Origin of the sequence: Pedobacter nototheniae, from assembly GCF_004335085.1 — a bacterium.
GTDB classification, from domain to species: Bacteria; Bacteroidota; Bacteroidia; order Sphingobacteriales; family Sphingobacteriaceae; genus Pedobacter; species Pedobacter nototheniae.
On the sequence record NZ_RQRS01000010.1, the window covers coordinates 1 to 17862 of the forward strand.

The 17862-nt window shown below is 33.8% G+C and carries 15 protein-coding genes; 4 read left to right on the top strand and 11 right to left on the bottom strand.

Features of this window, described 5'->3' with window-relative positions; translation table 11 throughout:
• The first annotated feature begins 294 nt into the window (after nt 1-294).
• Nucleotides 295-1422 carry a BamA/TamA family outer membrane protein gene (locus tag EHC72_RS10190; RefSeq protein WP_131537590.1) on the top strand — a complete coding sequence of 376 codons (1128 nt, stop codon included), beginning with the start codon at nt 295-297 and terminating at the stop codon, nt 1420-1422.
• Here EHC72_RS10190 and EHC72_RS10195 read toward each other — a convergent pair.
• The 7 genes from EHC72_RS10195 to EHC72_RS10225 all read right to left on the bottom strand — a co-directional run bounded on the left by EHC72_RS10195 (nt 1419) and on the right by EHC72_RS10225 (nt 10144).
• Nucleotides 1419-3794, bottom strand: coding sequence for an outer membrane beta-barrel family protein (locus tag EHC72_RS10195; RefSeq protein WP_131537591.1), 2376 nt, complete (start codon nt 3792-3794; stop codon nt 1419-1421). The genes EHC72_RS10190 and EHC72_RS10195 overlap by 4 nt on opposite strands.
• 32 nt (nt 3795-3826) lie before the next feature.
• Nucleotides 3827-5440 (bottom strand): M56 family metallopeptidase, encoded by a 1614-nt coding sequence (locus tag EHC72_RS10200; protein WP_131537592.1) that lies wholly within the window; start codon nt 5438-5440, stop codon nt 3827-3829.
• 12 nt (nt 5441-5452) lie between these two features.
• Nucleotides 5453-7003 (bottom strand): N-acetylmuramoyl-L-alanine amidase, encoded by a 1551-nt coding sequence (locus EHC72_RS10205; protein WP_131537593.1) that lies wholly within the window; start codon nt 7001-7003, stop codon nt 5453-5455.
• Entirely contained in the window at nt 7000-7365 is a 366-nt protein-coding gene (locus EHC72_RS10210) for a BlaI/MecI/CopY family transcriptional regulator (protein ID WP_131537594.1), read from the bottom strand. The genes EHC72_RS10205 and EHC72_RS10210 overlap by 4 nt, the downstream gene beginning before the upstream one ends.
• Nucleotides 7366-7514: 149 nt before the next feature.
• Complete coding sequence (locus EHC72_RS10215; protein WP_211660303.1) at nt 7515-8501, bottom strand: peptide-N-glycosidase F-related protein; 987 nt, start codon at nt 8499-8501, stop codon at nt 7515-7517.
• A gap of 77 nt (nt 8502-8578) precedes the next feature.
• Nucleotides 8579-9310, bottom strand: a complete 732-nt coding sequence (locus EHC72_RS10220) for a DUF4369 domain-containing protein (protein WP_131537596.1) — start codon at nt 9308-9310, stop codon at nt 8579-8581.
• A gap of 51 nt (nt 9311-9361) precedes the next feature.
• Entirely contained in the window at nt 9362-10144 is a 783-nt protein-coding gene (locus EHC72_RS10225) for an O-methyltransferase (protein ID WP_131537597.1), read from the bottom strand.
• A gap of 44 nt (nt 10145-10188) precedes the next feature.
• Between EHC72_RS10225 and EHC72_RS10230 the strand changes: the two genes are divergently transcribed.
• On the top strand, nt 10189-11058 hold the full coding sequence (locus EHC72_RS10230) for a transglutaminase-like domain-containing protein (protein WP_131537734.1): 870 nt from the start codon (nt 10189-10191) through the stop codon (nt 11056-11058).
• A 38-nt stretch (nt 11059-11096) separates the two neighbouring features.
• On the opposite strand, the gene EHC72_RS10235 is transcribed toward EHC72_RS10230, so the two are convergent.
• The 4 genes from EHC72_RS10235 to EHC72_RS10250 form a co-directional block, all read right to left on the bottom strand.
• Entirely contained in the window at nt 11097-11951 is an 855-nt protein-coding gene (locus tag EHC72_RS10235) for a hypothetical protein (RefSeq protein ID WP_131537598.1), read from the bottom strand.
• A 24-nt stretch (nt 11952-11975) separates the two neighbouring features.
• Complete coding sequence (locus tag EHC72_RS10240; RefSeq protein WP_131537599.1) at nt 11976-12890, bottom strand: alpha/beta hydrolase; 915 nt, start codon at nt 12888-12890, stop codon at nt 11976-11978.
• A gap of 9 nt (nt 12891-12899) precedes the next feature.
• A protein-coding gene (prfB, locus tag EHC72_RS10245) for a peptide chain release factor 2 (RefSeq protein ID WP_211660304.1) occupies nt 12900-13974 on the bottom strand; the annotation gives its coding sequence in 2 pieces (ribosomal slippage) (nt 12900-13913 and nt 13915-13974; 1074 coding nt in all).
• A 145-nt stretch (nt 13975-14119) separates the two neighbouring features.
• Complete coding sequence (locus EHC72_RS10250; RefSeq protein WP_131537601.1) at nt 14120-14635, bottom strand: DUF937 domain-containing protein; 516 nt, start codon at nt 14633-14635, stop codon at nt 14120-14122.
• Nucleotides 14636-14795: 160 nt separating this feature from the next.
• On the opposite strand from EHC72_RS10250, the gene pgi reads away from it, so the two are divergent.
• Entirely contained in the window at nt 14796-16442 is a 1647-nt protein-coding gene (gene pgi, locus EHC72_RS10255; protein ID WP_131537602.1) for a glucose-6-phosphate isomerase, read from the top strand.
• 105 nt (nt 16443-16547) lie between these two features.
• Nucleotides 16548-17861, top strand: a complete 1314-nt coding sequence (locus tag EHC72_RS10260) for a M16 family metallopeptidase (RefSeq protein WP_131537603.1) — start codon at nt 16548-16550, stop codon at nt 17859-17861.
• Nucleotide 17862: the final 1 nt, after the last annotated feature.

A 17862-nucleotide genomic window follows, 5' to 3' on the forward strand; every position in this document is an offset into this window, starting at 1 on the left:
GCATTGCGGTCGTCGGTACGATCGAAAGAATCAGACACTAAAATACTAAATCCATTGCTTCTTTTTTCTTGATTCATTTTAAGGTTTTTTTAAACCAAAATGTGTCAAGTTTTTTTAGGAGAGGACAAAATCCCCTCATCCAATCATTTCTTATATACATTCAATCATTCCATAGTTACGTTTAATCATTAACCGTTAACATTCATTCAATCAAAATCCCCTCATTCAATCATTTGTTATATACATTCAATCACGGGATTATAAACTTTTAGTTAAAATGCCTTTCTTTGCGCCATGAAAAAAATATACGTTTTATTTTTTCTTCTGGTGGTTTCTTTACCCGGCATGGCACAGATGAAACTCATCAAAAAACTCCTTTCTGAAGAAAAAGATACAACTCGTAAAGCTAGCTTTATGCCTATCCCAGTTTTTGGATATGCACAAGAAACCGGCTTTGAATTTGGTTTGGGCGCACTTTTTTCTTACTATAGAGATAGAAAAGATACAACCAACAGGAGTTCAAACTTTTCTGGAACGGCATCATACTCTACCAAAAAAACATATAGTGTAAGTTTACAGGGTGATGCCTGGAGCAAGGGAAATATTTATCATACAATTGCTGATATCAGGTTTAAAAAAATGCCTTTCGACTTTTTCGGGATTGGTAATAACACGCATAAAATAGATCAGGATAAACTGGTACAACAGCAATTAAAAATTGCACTCGATTTAGAAAAAACCTTTCTTAAAAATGCTTATACTGGTGTTTCATTAGGTTTTGAAGATTATGAGTTTACGGATAAAAACCCTGATGGAATTTTTAATAAACACAGTTTTTCAGGAAAAAAAGGTGGAAGTGTAATTTTTACAGGTGTATCTCAAAGTTATGATACCAGAAACTCCAACAACTACCCTACAAAAGGTTTCTTTGGGCGTGTAACTTACCAATATGCACCTGATTTTTTTGGTGGTGAGAGTTTTACCGGCAGTCAGATTACCTTAAACATCCGTAATTTTTGGAGCTTAGGCAAAAAACTGGTACTTGGTGCGCAAGGAATATACAATACTATACAAAGCAACCACACTCCTTTTTATTTATTGCCGCAATTGGGAAATGATGAGATTATGCGTGGCTATTATGCCGGCCGCTATCGGGATGAAAATTTACTGGCTTTACAAACAGAATTACGTTACCGCTATAACAACCGCTTTGGTGCTGTTTTATTTGCAGGAACGGGTACAGTTTGGGGAAGAACGGATTTTAGAGTAAATAAGTTTAAACCAAACTTAGGTGGTGGATTACGTTATTTCTTTGATCCAGCTAAAGGTTTAAGTGTACGCTTGGATTATGGTATTGGAGAAAAACTAAGAAATGAAAAGCGCCAAAGCGGGTTTTATGTGAGTTTGGCAGAAGCCTTTTAATTGCTTCTTCTACGCTCCTCTTCATTTCCAGGTTTCCGATCTTGTTGTTTAATTTTTGCATTACCAAAGCTATAGCGAATACTAAGTCGAAACTGGCGAGAATCGTAATAATTGTTATAGGATTGATTGATTCCATTAACAACGGTATTAAATCTATCCTTGTTAGTTTTAAAAACATCTGATGCACTGAAAGCCAACTGCAGCTTTTTATTAAGAAGCAAGGTTTTGAAACCCAAATCAATATTGCTTTGACTTTTTGTTTTGTTAAAACCATCTAAACCTGGAAATTGATACCAAAAACTAATATCGGTAAAAAGAGTTTTCTTCTGGTTGAGGGTAAACTGGTTTAAGGTAGAAAAATAGGCTCCAAAACCGTTTAAATTGGGCAAGGTTTGACTTATTTTGGATGTGGTTGTTGAATAAAGAATATCCAATCGATTACTACTTTCGAGCCATTTTAATTGATTAAGCGTTATTGAATTACTTAATTGGTATTGATTGCCGGTAATAAAGTTTACTGGTTTTGAAACTTGAATATTAGAGCTTGCTTCAACAAAGTTAACATCACTATAACCATTACTGGTATTACTGAAAGATAAAACGGTTGTAAAAATGCCAGCATAAGTATGAGAAATTTCAATATTATTATTGTACGACGGCTGCAAAAAAGGATTTCCTTCTGCATAGCTTGAGGGGTTGCTGTACCATCGGAATGGGTTTAATTTCCGGTAGGCTGGTCTATTAATTCGTCTGCCATAATTAATGGAGAGCACACTTTTGTTATTTAAATCATACGAAATAAATAAGGTGGGGAACAATTGAAAGTAATCGGTTTGATTTTCTTCATTTACGGATATTCCTTTAACTTGTGTGTACTCGCCTCTTAAACCTGCCTGGAATGCCCACTTATTAATCTGTTTATTCACATTTACATATATAGCCTGTGTATTTTCTTCATAGTTAAATACATTGCTTTGATTGGGATCGAGCTGATAAATTTCATTGTTCTTTTTATAGAATGAAACATCGCTGGCATTTTTAATGAAGCTTAACTTAGCACCAACAGAAAGCTTAAAAATTTTATAGGGTAAATCTACATCAGCCTTTAAAGTGTATAAATCTATTTTTTGCTTACTTGCAGATAAATATTCCGCAAACGAATTGGGAATAAAAGTACCATTGCCATAATAACCCGTATTATTAAAAAACCGTTGCTTATCATCGTTATATTTAAACCAATCTGCGTTAAAAATAATTTGCTTCCCGGCAGAATCAATTAGTTGCTTTATGTAGAAATTTGCGGCATTGTAATTTGATTTAATTATCGCATTTGCATCAGAATTTAAAATTGAATCTATTTTTTGCTGCTGGTTTAAGATCGTTGTCTTTATATTTTCTTCTGAATGAAAATCAGTATGACCTGCATTGTAAGATACCCCTAGAACCGTGTTTTTACTTAGCTGATAATCCATACCAACCTGTCCGCTGGGTACTGTTCTAAAATTTCGATCTTTATTTACCGTGTTTCGGGTTTGATCGGCGTAAAAAATATCGCTTTGCTCAAATGGAACTAAAGAACCTTTTCGAAAATTAAAATTCCCGTACAAGGTAAAATTGTTTTTTCTATAATTTAAATTACCGCCAATGGATGCCGTTTCATGACTAGCTTGTGTAAAAACAGAATTTATAGCACCTTGAAAACCTTCTGCTACAACCTTTTTAAGCACAATATTAATTAAACCATTGTTCCCTTGTGCATCATATTTGGCAGGTGGATTTGTAATTACTTCAATTTTTGAAATACTAGCAGATGGAATAGATTTTAAGTAATTTGACAGATCATCCTGAGATAACTGCACAAGTTTATCATTAATCATCACATTAACGCTGCTTTTACCCACTAACGAAATCTTATCGTTTAAAACCCTAACGCCAGGTACTTTTCCAAGCAACTCAAGTGCATCGGTACCTATACCTGCTATGCTATTTTCAGCATTAAAAACTGTTCTATCAATTTTTTTCTCTACTAATGGCTTTTTAAAGCTAACCTGAACATCATTAAGATTAGTTGTTGCAGCTGTTAAAACAACATTAAGCTCAAGGTTCTCTTTTAAGATTATTGTTTTTTCTTCACTAAGAAAATTGATGGATGAAAAAGCAAGTTTATATTCATCAGCTTTTAAATTATTAAAAGAATAATAACCTGTTTCATTACTTTGAGCATACTTAATACCATTTTTGCTACTCAATTTAATTGTAACTGCGCTAAGAAACTTATTCTCATTATCACTTATTTTACCACTAATTGTAAATTGTGCTGAAACATTTAATGTAAAAACTACTAATGCTAAAAAAGTTAAAAATATTTTCATTGATGGAAAATGATTATAGTTTAGGCTTTTAATTAATCTTGCCAAATCTCAGTTTTTCCCTTTAAGTCAAATTTTAAACTTTTCCCAGAAATTATTGCCTGATTTTTCCTGTTTACAAAAACAGGATCTTTTGCTGAGCCAGTTAAAGTTTTAGTGTTATAAATAATTTGATCTGCCATAATATCAAAATCCTTATAGCTCATTTTTGCATTTCCATACAAATAGATAATGCTTTTATCTTTACTCATTTTGACAGAATCTTTTGCGCTATATTCCACCTTATCTTCCAGTATGCTTTCAGGTCTTAATTCTGATGGCATGCTACTAGATTGCTTTAATTCTGTATTTGCATAATAAGTGCCTTTCTTTAACTCAAAAATCATTGTTTTGCTACTTACTTCATTTCCATATCTATTAACAAAAACAACATCTTTAGCATTGATAATTCCATTTTCCATATCCACTTCTGCGAAGGCAGCTTTGAGTTTACCCCCATAAACTTCCATTTCAACATCTTCAAACTTGTTTAGCTTTCTTTTCATATCTCCTATAAGCTTATTGTAAGATATTAATTTTGGCATCACCAATGCCCCGAATTTAGCTGTATCAGCATTTAGCGGTGTGGTTTTAAACTCTCTTTCTTTAGCTTTAAATTTAGAAGAACTAATTGTTTGTTTGTTTTTAGTTACTTCACTCGAAGTAGATTTCCGAATAAGATCTTTATTAACACTAACATTAGCTGGAGCTAAAATCTGAGCATAAACAATTTGAACAGAAAATAACCACATTAAGCCTAGGCCAAACGGCAAAACCAATAAATACGTTAACTTTTTCATGCTTTTAGATTTAGATTGAAACAACATTTTAATTCTTTCTTTAACTGGGCTTTTCACAAAGTTGTGAACTAAAGGCATATCGCTCTTTATTATTGCCAGTTTTAGCAACAAACCTGCATATTCTTTATTCCCAAAGCTTAAAGATGAAAGGTGATCCGCCTCGTACTCATGAACTTGTTCTAAAGCTTCATTATACAAGTACACGATAGGATTAAACCATAAAATCGCCTTACAAATCATCATCAGTATTTTATCTGCCGAATGATATTGATTAGCATGTACCTGCTCATGCTTTAATAAAATCTGTAACTCATCATCCGTTAAATTATCTCGATTAAAGAATACATAATTTAAGAAGGAGCAATTTGTAAAACCGCCTTGCTTAGGTATTAATTTTAAGCCATTTACCTGATGTGTGTATTTTTTAGCCTGCGTAAATAATTGAAATAATCGCAGCATAGAAATTAAAAACAATACTACCACTACAATAATATAGATCGTTTCTGCCAAAGTAAGCCAGTTTATCATTGCAATTGGTTCATCCTCTATCGTTTGTACTAATGGCATCGATTGTACTATTTCCTGAGGTTGAATAATTAAATTTTGTTGAGAGCTTATAGCGCTAGGCTCAGCAGCCCGCTCTATATTAATCTGAATTGCAGGAATAATGAAGCTTAATAATAAGCTGATAATTAAATAAAAACGGTTAATTTTAAAGAAAGTTAATCTCCTTAAAACCAAAAGATAAAATCCAAAAAGCAAAGTTGTACAAACACTTACTTTGAACAAATAGATTAACAACCATTCCATATTATGATATTATTAGCAACCTCTCTTTGAAAATGCCACAAAGCCATCCAAAATCAAATTGCTGATTCGACGTATATTTTTTTCCTCCTTGATGTAGGATAAACTTTTCTCATTAGAAATATTTCCAAGTTCAATCAAAATTGCTGGCACCTTTGATTCCCTTAACAAGAAAAGATTTCCATCCCTTAAGGATTTTTCTACTTCAATACCCTTTAACTGGCTAAGTTTACTCAAAATGCCTATCCCTAATTCTTCGGCCACTTTAACCTTGCTGTTTAATTTAGAAACATATACTTCAATACCGTTAAAGCTAGGCTTAACACCGTTTGAAACTGCATTGTGATGAATAGAAATAAATGCTGTAGAATTTTGTTTCGGTAATCGATCACGAAGTGTTAAGTACTCATCATTATTTCTGGTCAGAATTACTTTTATCCCTCTTTTTACAGCTTCCTCCTCTAAAATTTTAACTGCATTTAGGTTTAAATCCTTTTCTTTTTGCCCGTTCAATGCCATTCCAGCATCATCTTTTCCTCCATGCCCAGCATCTACTACTAAAGTAATTTCATCTTCTTTTAAATTTGGATTTACTTTCAAACCATTCTTAAAGTAACTTACCTCAAAAGCATTCGTCTCTATATTATTAGGCTGATTTTGGCTCATGTCTGCATGGTTTGCTACAATTATTTCTTTATGATTAACAAAAGCCACCAAACAGACAAAAACCACAGGAATAATTAATAGATAAATAAGTTTTTGTTGCTTTGAAGTTGGTTCTTTATACAACATCTTCACCCTGCTTTTTAGTGGAAGTTTACTAAAACTATTTGTTATAAAGCTTTTTGATGGTATGGCGAGATTCAATAATAATGAAGCATAAATCTTCTTATCAGAGGTTTTTGAAGTTTCTCTATCAGCTAAAAATTCGTGATTGTGGTCTATTGCATTTCTCCAGAAATAGATGATTGGATTAAACCACAAAATAGCCACAATTAGGTTGGCTAAAATCTTATCAAAAGCATGCATTTGCTTCACATGTACCGATTCATGTTTAATAACCAAACTTCTTTCTTTAAAAGGCAAAGCAGAATCAATTATGATATAGTTAAAGAAAGAACAGTTTTTTATTGCCGATTTTGCATTAACTAGAAAAACAAATCCATTTTTATCGATGGTTTGTTTACGAATTTCAGTTTTTACAAACCCTATCATAAACAGCATTTTAAAAAGATAAATTGCCAAAATAGAATAATAAGTATACTCAAAAATTCTACTCCAATTTATGTCTACAGTATGGGAAGATGCTCCATTATCTTGAAAATCTTTCTCAACTGTATTTGCATTATTATAGGTTACTTTGTTTACAATTGAGTGCTTAGGAGTTTTAATTTCTAATCGGCTTTCGACTGTTAATGCTGGTATAATAAAACTCAGCAATAGCATGAACAAAAGATAAACCCTGTTTAAGTTAAAAAACGTAAGTTTTGACAGCATTAATTTGTAAACCACAAAGAAAATCGCTGTACATGCCGAAACCTTCAGTAAATAAATTAATATTATCATTTCGTTTCCTGGTTAATAATTTTCTGAATTTCTTCTATTTCCTGCTGGCTTAGGTTTTCCTTTTTCACCATGAAAGAAATTAGGTTGCTAACCGAGTTATCAAAATAGCCCGAAAATAGTTTGGTGAAAGTTGTTTTAGCATATTCATCCTTGCTAATGGCCGGATAATACTCATATGTTTTTCCATATGCCTTATAAGCAACATATCCTTTTTTCTCTAAAAGCCTCACTATTGAAGATATGGTGTTATATGGCGGCTTCGGCTCGTCATCCAATTCATCAATAATATCCTTAACAAATGCCTTTTGCAGTTTCCATAAAACCTGCATTATACGCTCTTCTGTTTTAGTTAATTCTTCCATACTCAAACCTATAACTTATTTTTCAGTTTTACAACTTAAAAATAAGTTACACAACGTAAAAATCAGTTATTAAATATAAAAACCTGATAATAAAGCTATTAAAATAGTTTTCAAGATAAATAAAACTTTGAGAAGAGGACGTTTGGTGCTTATTGCGCTACCAAATAGCAAGACATTAAGTAATTACTTTCTGTTTTTAGCAAGCTTGCTTCTGGAACAGAAATTTTTAATATATGTTTACCAGCATTTAGCGGGCCCAAATTAACAATGCGAACTGGCACAGGGGCACCAGGGCACCAACTACGACGTTCATTCGCAATATTGCCGAAATATATTCCGTTGGGCTGGGTGTTATAAATTTCGAAAGGGCTACAATTTTGGCTCATATCTAAATGAGTATATTCTTTCCCATCTAAATACAAAACATGTTGCCTCCAATTGTATTCTTCGCCATTATCACCAGCTCCATGTCCTGATGAAATTAGATACAATACATTAGATTTACTATTTTTCTTTACCGTAAATTCAATTTCTTTAGCATTATAACCAGCAGTTGTATCCTTGCCATCCAAAGGGAAATAACTCAGCAAAGGGGTAATTTGACTGGAGCTTTTAGTTTTATTTTTATCGCTAATAAAATCAACAGAAACAGTAAAGGTTAACAGAGAACCATTGCAACCAACTACTTCTTTTTGTCCTGCTCCCGTTGTTCCAAAAATTTCTGTTAGTACCCAAATATCACTGCTTTTATCTTTAAATAAACCCGTTACCTGATCTGCTTGCACGATATAAGGAATTTGATCGGGCTTACGTGATTTATACATAAAGGGCGTCATAATACGCAATAACTCATATTCTTCGGCTTTGGGATCGTCAAACGATTTATTTTTTGGAGTCTTATATAAAGTTACCCGTCCTATTCTATCATAATTATCACAACCTGCAGTTACCACCAATTTAACACCCAAAGTACTGCCAATATTTGCTTTTTCTTCATCGGTAAACTTGCGCATGTATTTGGTGTTGCTTAATCTGGTTAAGCCCGGCAAAACTGGTTCATTTACTGGCTTTGCATAACCATCGTAAAAGTTTACACCACTAAGCACGCTGATTGTATTTCCATCCTTTTGAGCCAAACAGTATAGAGAACTACAGAAAATTAAACTAAAAAGAAAAATGTGTTTTTTGAAGATTATCATAGTCTTTGTTCAGATTAATTCTTTTTGTCTTTTTTCCTTAAATCAGCAATTTCTTTGACAATATCATTTCCATCAGCAGATTTTTGTTGCTCTACGGGCAGCGAATTAAAATAACCTTCTGCCTTGGCTAAATCAAGAGTAGAACCATTGGCTTTTAAGTACATAAAAATGGCATCAGGCGCATAAGGCTTACTTATATTTTGATCTAAAAATGTAACCAAAAGCTTCATTTTAGCATTTCTAACAGAATCTATCTCATTATCTACAGCTTTCATTTTTAAACTATCAGTTGCTTTGGTCCTTTTCTTTTTCCAGCCCAACAAACGCAAATTCGTATCTATTTTTAAATATACTTTTTTAAAAATCACGTATTCTTCCTGCATGGGTACACCAGTAACTTTTGCTCTACCTAAATATCCAGTAGCATCTACATTTACCGATCCTTCTTTTACAAAAAAGTTTAAAGTATTAGGATCTGCAGCCTGATTTGGCGAAGTTCCAGGTTTGGTAAAAAGTAGCTTTACCTTAACATTAGGACTTAAATTTTTATTGAAAGTAAAGGCATTATTTTTTATCCAAGTACTATCCAAAATGGATTGATCTTTTAGTTGATAAACGAAATAAATTAACCTCGAACTTTTATCATATTCAGGAAAATTTATTTTCCCATTTATTTGAGTTCTTACCCCCTGTGCAAAACATAAAATTGGAAGTAAGCTAAAAGTTAATATCAAAAACCGCTTCATAGTTGTAAATCTGGTTAGGATTTAAGCATTAATAAAAATCAAAAAATAAGTCTAAAATTTAAGCTTGAAGTGCTCTTTAGCTTGTCCTTTTTTGAAATAAACAAGTCCAATCCAAAACAAATCTATAGTTACTGTAACATCAGGATGGTTTTTAATTTCTGCCCAAGCTTCTTTCATTCCCTCACTCCAATAAATATCATCAAAAATCAGAAGTGAATTATCATGAACTTTAGGCAAGCACCAATTAAAATAATTTAAAGTTGCATCCTTTCGGTGGTTACCATCAATATAAACAAAATCTAACTTTTCTTGCTTGTCGATAATACCAGGCAATATTAAATCAAAATTACCAACGTGGAGTTCAATATTATCCAAATTCAAGGCTTTAAAATTGCTTTGAGCAACTTTTGCCGTTTGTGGACAACCTTCTATGGTAATAATTTTTGCTTCGGGTTTTGCTTTTGATAAATATGCTGAAGTGATACCGAGACAAGTTCCAAGTTCTATTAAGTTTTTCGATTCCGTGTTTTTCGCAAGGCGATAAATTAACTGGGCTAAACGCGGACTTTTAAGGGCATTTTTCGCAATCTGGCTAACCTTTTTTGTACGGTTTTTATTAAGGTGAGAACCCGCTCCAAGGTCTGTAACGGTGATTTCTGAATCGTCATTAAAAAGTTTTTTTCGCTGCGCTTCTACGTTTTTATATTCAGTTTTCTCTGTAAAATCGTAAATTACCTCATCGGCCAGTTTATAGGCAAACGGAGAATGTGTACCGTGCCTTGATTTGGCTGTTAAACGGTGTTTAAGATAATCTGTAATAAATTGAAATAGCATATTATTGCAAAAGTAATTAAACGTCGCAAATGGATGTACATTTTATGGAAAATAACGCAGAGATAAGTGCTTTAGTAAAATTGCTTGATGATCCTGATGAAGAAGTTTATCAGCATGTTGAGCAAAAGTTGCTGGAATATGGTGGCGCCGTGATCCACTATTTAGAAAATGCTTGGGAGCAATCTTTTGATGGGCTTTTACAAGAACGTATTGAAAATATTGTTCATCAAATACAGTTTAATACCGTTAAGGAAGATTTAAATTTATGGTATTTAAGTGGTGCATTTGATTTATTACAGGGTGCGCTGATAATTAATCGGTACCAATATCCTGACTTAGATGAGCAGAAAATAATAATTCAGCTGGAAGAAATTAAACGGGATATTTGGCTGGGCTTGCAGTACGAAATGAGTTCGGTAGAAAAAGTGAAACTAATTAACCATATACTTTACCAACAATATGGCTTTGGTGGAAACACTAAAAACCACCATGATCCGCAAAATTCTTACTTAAACCAGGTTTTAGAAAGTAGAAAAGGTAATCAAATTTCTTTGGCAATCATTTATTCTACGCTCGCTCAAAAGCTTGATTTACCTATTTATGGCATTAATTTGCCACAACATTTTATCTTAGGTTATATAGATGAAAGCAAGCAAGAGGGTACAGAGTATGGTGTGCTTTTTTATATTAATGCATTTAACCGTGGCAATATATTTGGTAAACATGATGTAGATCAGTTTTTAAGGCAACTTAATTTAGAAGCTTTACCAGAATATTATCGCCCCTGCACCAATAGCGACATTATTAGGCGGGTAATTAGAAACTTAATTTCTGCCTATGAAAATGCTGGTGCTACAGAGAAAGTGGCAGAATTAAATGAATTGCAAAATATTATTGCCGAAGATAAAGCTTAGAATGAGGTAGTTTTAAATAACCACCTCATTTATATAATTTATTTACAGCCGTAACCTATCTTATATTTAAGATTTGTAGTTACATCGGTATTGGTGGTGGTGCCAGTTAAGGTTTTAACATTTTTCACAATACCAATTGATACATAATTAGGCAACTGATCTACAGGACTAGAGGTATCGTTAACTACATTCCTCTCATATGTATAAGTATTAGTTGTAACGGTTTGATTAGTTACCGTACCCGAAACCGTTGTTTGGGTATTAACTATTTTGGTTACAATGCCAGTAGACATGTTTCCATAGATACGATATGGAGCATCAAAATGAGAAACCATTGTATTAAATGGCTCAGCAAATTGCAGATAAGGATTTGTTGGAGTTGATGAATAAGTGATTGCAGTAACATCAGTTTGATCTGCCGTCCAGCCTACGTCCTTTCTTGTAATACCAACTAAATTACCACCAGAATAAGACAAGGTATAAGTTGATTTTAAAACATTGGCTTCGTAATACTTTACAGAAGTAATATATCCATTGGTATAGGTATATTCTTCATAATTGGTGGTACCAGTACCCGCTACTTTAACAGCTGTGCCTGCATTTAGGGTAATATCCAAACTGCCGCTGTTAGTGCCAGTAACAGTTACCTTATCCGTATCGTAAGTAATATTTAAAGTGTTTTTTGTGCCCGCACGTTGAATTAAACGGTTACTAGCATCATAAGTAAGGTTATACGTATTATTTAAAGTTGTTTCTGTATAATCATCAATTTTAACAGCTTTGCAACTTTGATCTATTACTGGGTCAGTATCTGATGTTTTTTTACAGCTGGCTACCGCAATTATTGCCAATGCAAAGCTTGCAAACAAAACCTTTATTAGTTCTTTATTCATATTCCTTTGAATTTGTTTCAATAACTAGATTACTGAAATGTTTTTAAGCCAATCTTTCAATAAATTAAACCAATCTACATCAGATGTTTTATTGTGCAAGCCAAAACCATGACCGCCGTTTGGATACAAATACAATTCCGTTTTTACGTTATGTTTTTTAAGTGCATCGTACATCAAAATACTATTTTGAACCGGCACCGTTGTATCATCTTTAGCATGCACTAAAAATGTTGGCGGAGTTTTTTTCGTTACATTTTGGTTTGCCGAAAAGTAATGTTTTAAGCTATCTGGCGGATTTGAGCCCAATAAATTTTTCATTGTACCGGTATGTACCGATTGCTCAAAACTAATTACCGGATAAATTAAAGCACCGAAATCAGGCTTTAAGCTAACCTTTTCTGCATCATTTATTTTTACATCGTGGTAATGCGTAAGCAAGGTAGACGCTAAATGTCCGCCAGCAGAAAAGCCCATGATTCCAATTTTATTTGGTTTAATAGCATATTGCTTAGCATTTTTTCTTACCAGATAAATAGCTTGTTCAGCATCCTGAAGCAAGGCATAGGTTTTATCAACCATAATTTCTTCACTTGGCAAACGATATTTCAATACAAAAGCAGTAACACCTATTTCGTTAAATCGTTTAGCAACTGCGGTACCTTCGTGGTTATAGGCCAATATGCTGTAGCCACCACCAGGGCAAATAATTACGGCCGCTCCATTGGCTATTGCCGCAGGTGCCTGAAACACCATAAGTGTTGGCTCGCTCACTTTGCTAATCCGAATAATTCCGTCTTTTCCTGTTTCAGAAACCTCTTTATAAGTTTCACTATCTTTTGATCCAGGTATTTTACTCTGATATAAAGGAATAATTTGCTGCCCATGAGCATAAGTTGCGACCATAAAAAACAGAATACCTAAAAGTGATGATTTGATCATAATTTTCAATTAAAACTCCATTAAATATGCTTTTAGGAAATCATTAATATCGCCATCCAAAACCGCCTGCGGATTCGAAGTTTGATAATTCGTACGGTGATCCTTAACCCTGCGATCATCCAAAACGTAACTCCTAATTTGAGAACCCCATTCTATTTTCTTCTTAGAACCTTCAATTGCAGCGGTTTCTTCATTGCGTTTTCTTTGTTCAATTTCGTAAAGCTGAGATTTTAATAAACGTAATGCATTTTCCTTATTCTGCAGCTGAGATCTGGATTCCTGATTTTTTATAATAATACCTGAGGGTTTATGATACAAACGAACAGCAGTTTCAACTTTGTTTACATTTTGTCCTCCTGCACCACCAGCTCTAAAAGTTTCAAATTCCACATCGGCAGGATTAATATTAATCTCTATCGTATCATCCACCAATGGATAAACGTAAACCGAGGCAAAAGAAGTATGTCTTCGTGCATTAGAATCAAAAGGAGAAATCCGTACCAAACGGTGAACACCATTTTCTCCTTTTAGGTAACCATAAGAAAAGTCGCCATCAAATTGAATGGTTACTGTTTTTATACCTGCAATCTCTCCGTCTTGCCTGTCTTGCTCCGTAATTTTATAGCCGTTTTTCTCGCCCCACATCATGTACATACGCATTAACATGTAAGCCCAATCGCAACTTTCAGTTCCACCAGCACCCGCAGTAATTTGCATTACGGCAGAAAGCTGATCTTCCTTACTACTCAGCATGTTTTTTAATTCAAGATCGGCAACAGCTTGTTTACTTAAATCAAACTGCTCTTGCATTTCTTCTTCAGAAGCGTCTCCAGACTGATAAAAGTCAAACATCACTACAGCATCTTCTACTGCACGGTTTGCTTCATCAAATCCATCAGTCCATTTTTTCTTCGAACTAATATCGGCTAATACTTTTTCTGCTTTTTTCGGGTCGTCCCAGAAATCGGGCGCCATCGTTAATTTTTGTTCCTCACGGATGGCATAAAGTAGTTCATCAACGTCAAAGATGCCTCCTCAGTTCCGTTATTCTGGAACTTAAATCCTGTATTTGTTCTTTAGTCATTACGCAAATGTACTTATATATTTTTTTAATGGTTGGAGAAGATGTTTCGAAAGATCTAATCTAATCAATTTAAATTAATTAGATTTCAGGCGAAACAGAAAAGGCTATACAAATCTGTATAGCCTTTGAGAAAGAATCTTTTTTTCTAATTAAACATTCCTTTTAATTTATCAAGAATGCCGCCACCTTCTTGTTGCGTACCAGCAGCCTGATCTTTATTACCGCCACCAAACATTCCAATTACATCAGTCAGGTCAAATTTGCCATCTGCACCGCCAGCTAACTTACCAATTACATCCTGAATGTTAAATGAACTATCATTAGGATCATTGGTTTTCTGTGTAAACTTGCTAATAATTACAGGAATAATACTCGCCGCAATAGATTTGGCTGTATCACCACTAATTCCTAAAGCACTTAGCTTATCAACAAAAGTACCCGAAGCCTGAGTGGCAACGGCGCTCCCTTCTGCATTTTCGCTTTTAAAAATATCGGTTAAAGAACCAATATCACCTGAAGTTAATTTATCCTTCAAGGTATCAAAAATAGAGCTGGAAGCGGCTTGTATTACAGCTTCATTGTGCTCGTTTGGTATTGCGCTATTGTTAACAACAGCATCCTGTGCGTTTTCCCGCACTAATTCATTTAAGTTTTCTAACATGATGTTTTTATTTCTTATAATTTAATGAGGATGATTAACTGTCAATAGGAACTATATGCAAGTTACTTGCTTTAATCGAAATAAAAAATTCTTTTGTTTTTGAACCTTAAAAGACAATTTTAAATTTTTGCTTTATTACTTTTACAGAAAACAAAAGAATATGCTACCAAAAATAAATTTTACCGAAACGGAAGCTTACAAATACCTGGCTGACCATTTTATAGATATTAATCAAAAAAGTATTAAAGATCTTTTTGAAGCAGATGCGGATCGTTTTACCAAATTTTCGGTATTCTTTGAAGATATTTTACTCGATTATAGTAAAAACAGAATAAGCGATGAAACATTGGCTTTATTGATGCAACTGGCTCGTGAGTGTAAATTGGATGAAGCCATTAAATCAATGTACAACGGTGAAAAAATTAATGAAACTGAGGATCGCTCTGTTTTACACATTGCCTTACGTAATTTAAGCAATACTCCAATTTTGGTTGATGGCAAAGATGTTATGCCTGATGTAAATGCTGTTTTGGCTAAAATGGAAAAGTTTAGCAATAGCATTATCAGTGGCGAATGGAAAGGCTATACCGGTAAAGCAATTACTGATGTTGTAAATATTGGTATTGGCGGTTCTGATTTAGGCCCTGTAATGGTTACAGAAGCATTAAAACACTACAAAAATCACTTAAATATTCACTTCGTTTCTAATATTGATGGTACACACATTGCCGAAACTCTAGCTGATTTAAATGCAGAAACAACGTTATTTTTAGTGGCTTCGAAAACTTTTACCACACAAGAAACCATGACTAATGCACACTCTGCACGTAGCTGGTTTTTAGAAAAAGGTGGAAAAGAAAATGATATTGCCAAGCACTTTGCAGCCTTATCAACTAATGCTAAAGATGTTGCTGCTTTTGGTATTGATACCGAAAACATGTTTGAATTTTGGGATTGGGTTGGTGGTCGTTACTCTTTATGGAGCGCCATTGGCTTATCTATTTCTTTAAGTATTGGTTTTGATAACTTTAAACAATTACTTGCCGGGGCACACGCTACAGATAATCACTTTAAAACTGCAGAATTTGAAAGCAATCTTCCAGTAATTTTAGGCTTACTTGGCGTTTGGTATATTAATTTCTACAATGCAGAAACTCAGGTAATTTTACCATACGATCAATATTTACACCGCTTCTCTGCTTATTTCCAACAAGGTGATATGGAAAGTAACGGTAAACATGTAGATAGAAATGGCAACGAAGTTGATTACGAAACAGGACCAATTATTTGGGGCGAACCAGGCACCAACGGACAGCATGCTTTTTATCAGCTAATCCATCAGGGTACAAGAATTATTCCTGCTGATTTTATCGCTCCTGCACAAAGTTTAAATCCACTTGGTGAACATCACGCAATTTTACTTTCCAATTTCTTTGCACAAACTGAAGCTTTAATGAATGGTAAAACGGAAGAAGAAGTGGCTGCTGAGTTGAAAAAAGATGGTAAAACAGATGCTGAAATTAAAAAACTGGCTCCGTTTAAAGTTTTTGAAGGTAACCGCCCGACAAATTCAATTTTATTGAAAAAAATTACACCATATAGTCTTGGAAGTTTGGTTGCCATGTACGAGCATAAAATATTTGTGCAAGGCATAATATGGAACATTTTTAGTTTCGATCAATGGGGTGTAGAATTAGGTAAACAACTCGCTAAAAAAATCCTTCCTGAGCTTGAAGGAACAGGAAAAGTTTCTAGCCATGATAGCTCAACAAATGGACTAATTAACCAATATAAAGATTGGAGATAAATTAAATCAAATATTTAAAAGACAGCCACAAGCTGTCTTTTTTTGTAATATATTTTTTTACTTTAGCACAACTAACCCTATAGTTACAAACACTTATTATTTAAAATGAAAAGAAAATTCCTCTTAACAATGGCCATTTCGGGGCTGTACTTTGGCGCTTTTGCTCAAAAAGTACAGTTCACTGAATATGATCTCGACAACGGTCTTCATGTTATTTTGCATCAAGACAAAACTGCGCCAGTTGTGGCTGTATCTGTTATGTACCACGTAGGTTCTAAAGATGAAGATACCACGCGTACAGGTTTCGCACACTTTTTTGAACACCTTTTATTTGAAGGTTCTAAAAACATAAAAAGGGGTGAATTTATGAAACTTGTGAGCAGTAATGGCGGCCAAAACAATGCCAACACCTCTCAGGATCGTACATTTTATTATGAGGTTTTTCCTTCTAACCAATTAGAATTGGGCTTATGGTTAGAAAGTGAGCGTATGTTACAACCAGTAATTAATGAAGTTGGTGTAAAAACGCAAAACGAAGTAGTAAAGGAAGAAAAGCGTCTTCGTATAGATAATTCTCCATATGGTAAATTCACAGAGAAAATATTTTCACATCTTTTTGATGGCTCTCCATACAAATGGCAGCCAATTGGTTCTATGCAACATTTAGATGCTGCTAAACTAAGTGAGTTTATTGCTTTTTTTAAAAAGTATTATGTACCTAATAATGCAGTATTAACCATTGCTGGCGATATTGATGTAGAAAAAACCAAAGCTTTGGTAAAATCTTACTTTGCCGAGGTACCAAAAGGTGCACCCGTAATTAGAAAAACTTACGAGTTGCCTGCAATTACAAAAGAAGTTATAGATACAGCTTATGATGCCAATATTCAAATTCCTGCAATTTTTGCTGCTTACCGTGTACCAGGAATGAAGAGCAGAGAGAATAAGGTTTTAGGAATGATTAGCTCAATTTTATCTGGCGGTGGAAGCTCTAGATTAAGCACTAAAATGGTTGATCAGAAAAAAACTGCATTACAAGTGGCTGCATTTAATTATACTTTGGAAGATTATGGTGCTTATATCACACTAGCTTTACCAAATAAAAACACACCGCTTAACGATTTATTAAAAGATATAGATGATGAAGTTTTGCGTCTTCAAACCGATTTAATAAGTGAAAGTGATTATAAAAAACTCCAAAATCAATTTGAAAACAATTATGTAAGTGCAAATAGCAGAATGCTTGGTGTTGCAGAAAACTTAGCAAATGGCTATACTTTTCACAATAAAGATACAAACGATATTAACAAGCAACTGGAGGTTATTAAATCAATTACCCGTGAGGAAATTAGAGATGTTGCAAAAAAATATCTGAACAAAAACCAAAGGGTTGTATTGTATTACTTACCAAAAAAATAAC

Coding starts and splice junctions, on each gene's coding strand:
- EHC72_RS10190 (WP_131537590.1), top strand. CDS start 295: ATGAAAAAAATATACGTTTTATTTTTTCTTCTGGTGGTTTCTTTACCC.
- EHC72_RS10195 (WP_131537591.1), bottom strand. CDS start 3,794: ATGAAAATATTTTTAACTTTTTTAGCATTAGTAGTTTTTACATTAAAT.
- EHC72_RS10200 (WP_131537592.1), bottom strand. CDS start 5,440: ATGGAATGGTTGTTAATCTATTTGTTCAAAGTAAGTGTTTGTACAACT.
- EHC72_RS10205 (WP_131537593.1), bottom strand. CDS start 7,003: ATGATAATATTAATTTATTTACTGAAGGTTTCGGCATGTACAGCGATT.
- EHC72_RS10210 (WP_131537594.1), bottom strand. CDS start 7,365: ATGGAAGAATTAACTAAAACAGAAGAGCGTATAATGCAGGTTTTATGG.
- EHC72_RS10220 (WP_131537596.1), bottom strand. CDS start 9,310: ATGAAGCGGTTTTTGATATTAACTTTTAGCTTACTTCCAATTTTATGT.
- EHC72_RS10225 (WP_131537597.1), bottom strand. CDS start 10,144: ATGCTATTTCAATTTATTACAGATTATCTTAAACACCGTTTAACAGCC.
- EHC72_RS10230 (WP_131537734.1), top strand. CDS start 10,189: ATGGAAAATAACGCAGAGATAAGTGCTTTAGTAAAATTGCTTGATGAT.
- EHC72_RS10235 (WP_131537598.1), bottom strand. CDS start 11,951: ATGAATAAAGAACTAATAAAGGTTTTGTTTGCAAGCTTTGCATTGGCA.
- EHC72_RS10240 (WP_131537599.1), bottom strand. CDS start 12,890: ATGATCAAATCATCACTTTTAGGTATTCTGTTTTTTATGGTCGCAACT.
- EHC72_RS10250 (WP_131537601.1), bottom strand. CDS start 14,635: ATGTTAGAAAACTTAAATGAATTAGTGCGGGAAAACGCACAGGATGCT.
- pgi (WP_131537602.1), top strand. CDS start 14,796: ATGCTACCAAAAATAAATTTTACCGAAACGGAAGCTTACAAATACCTG.
- EHC72_RS10260 (WP_131537603.1), top strand. CDS start 16,548: ATGAAAAGAAAATTCCTCTTAACAATGGCCATTTCGGGGCTGTACTTT.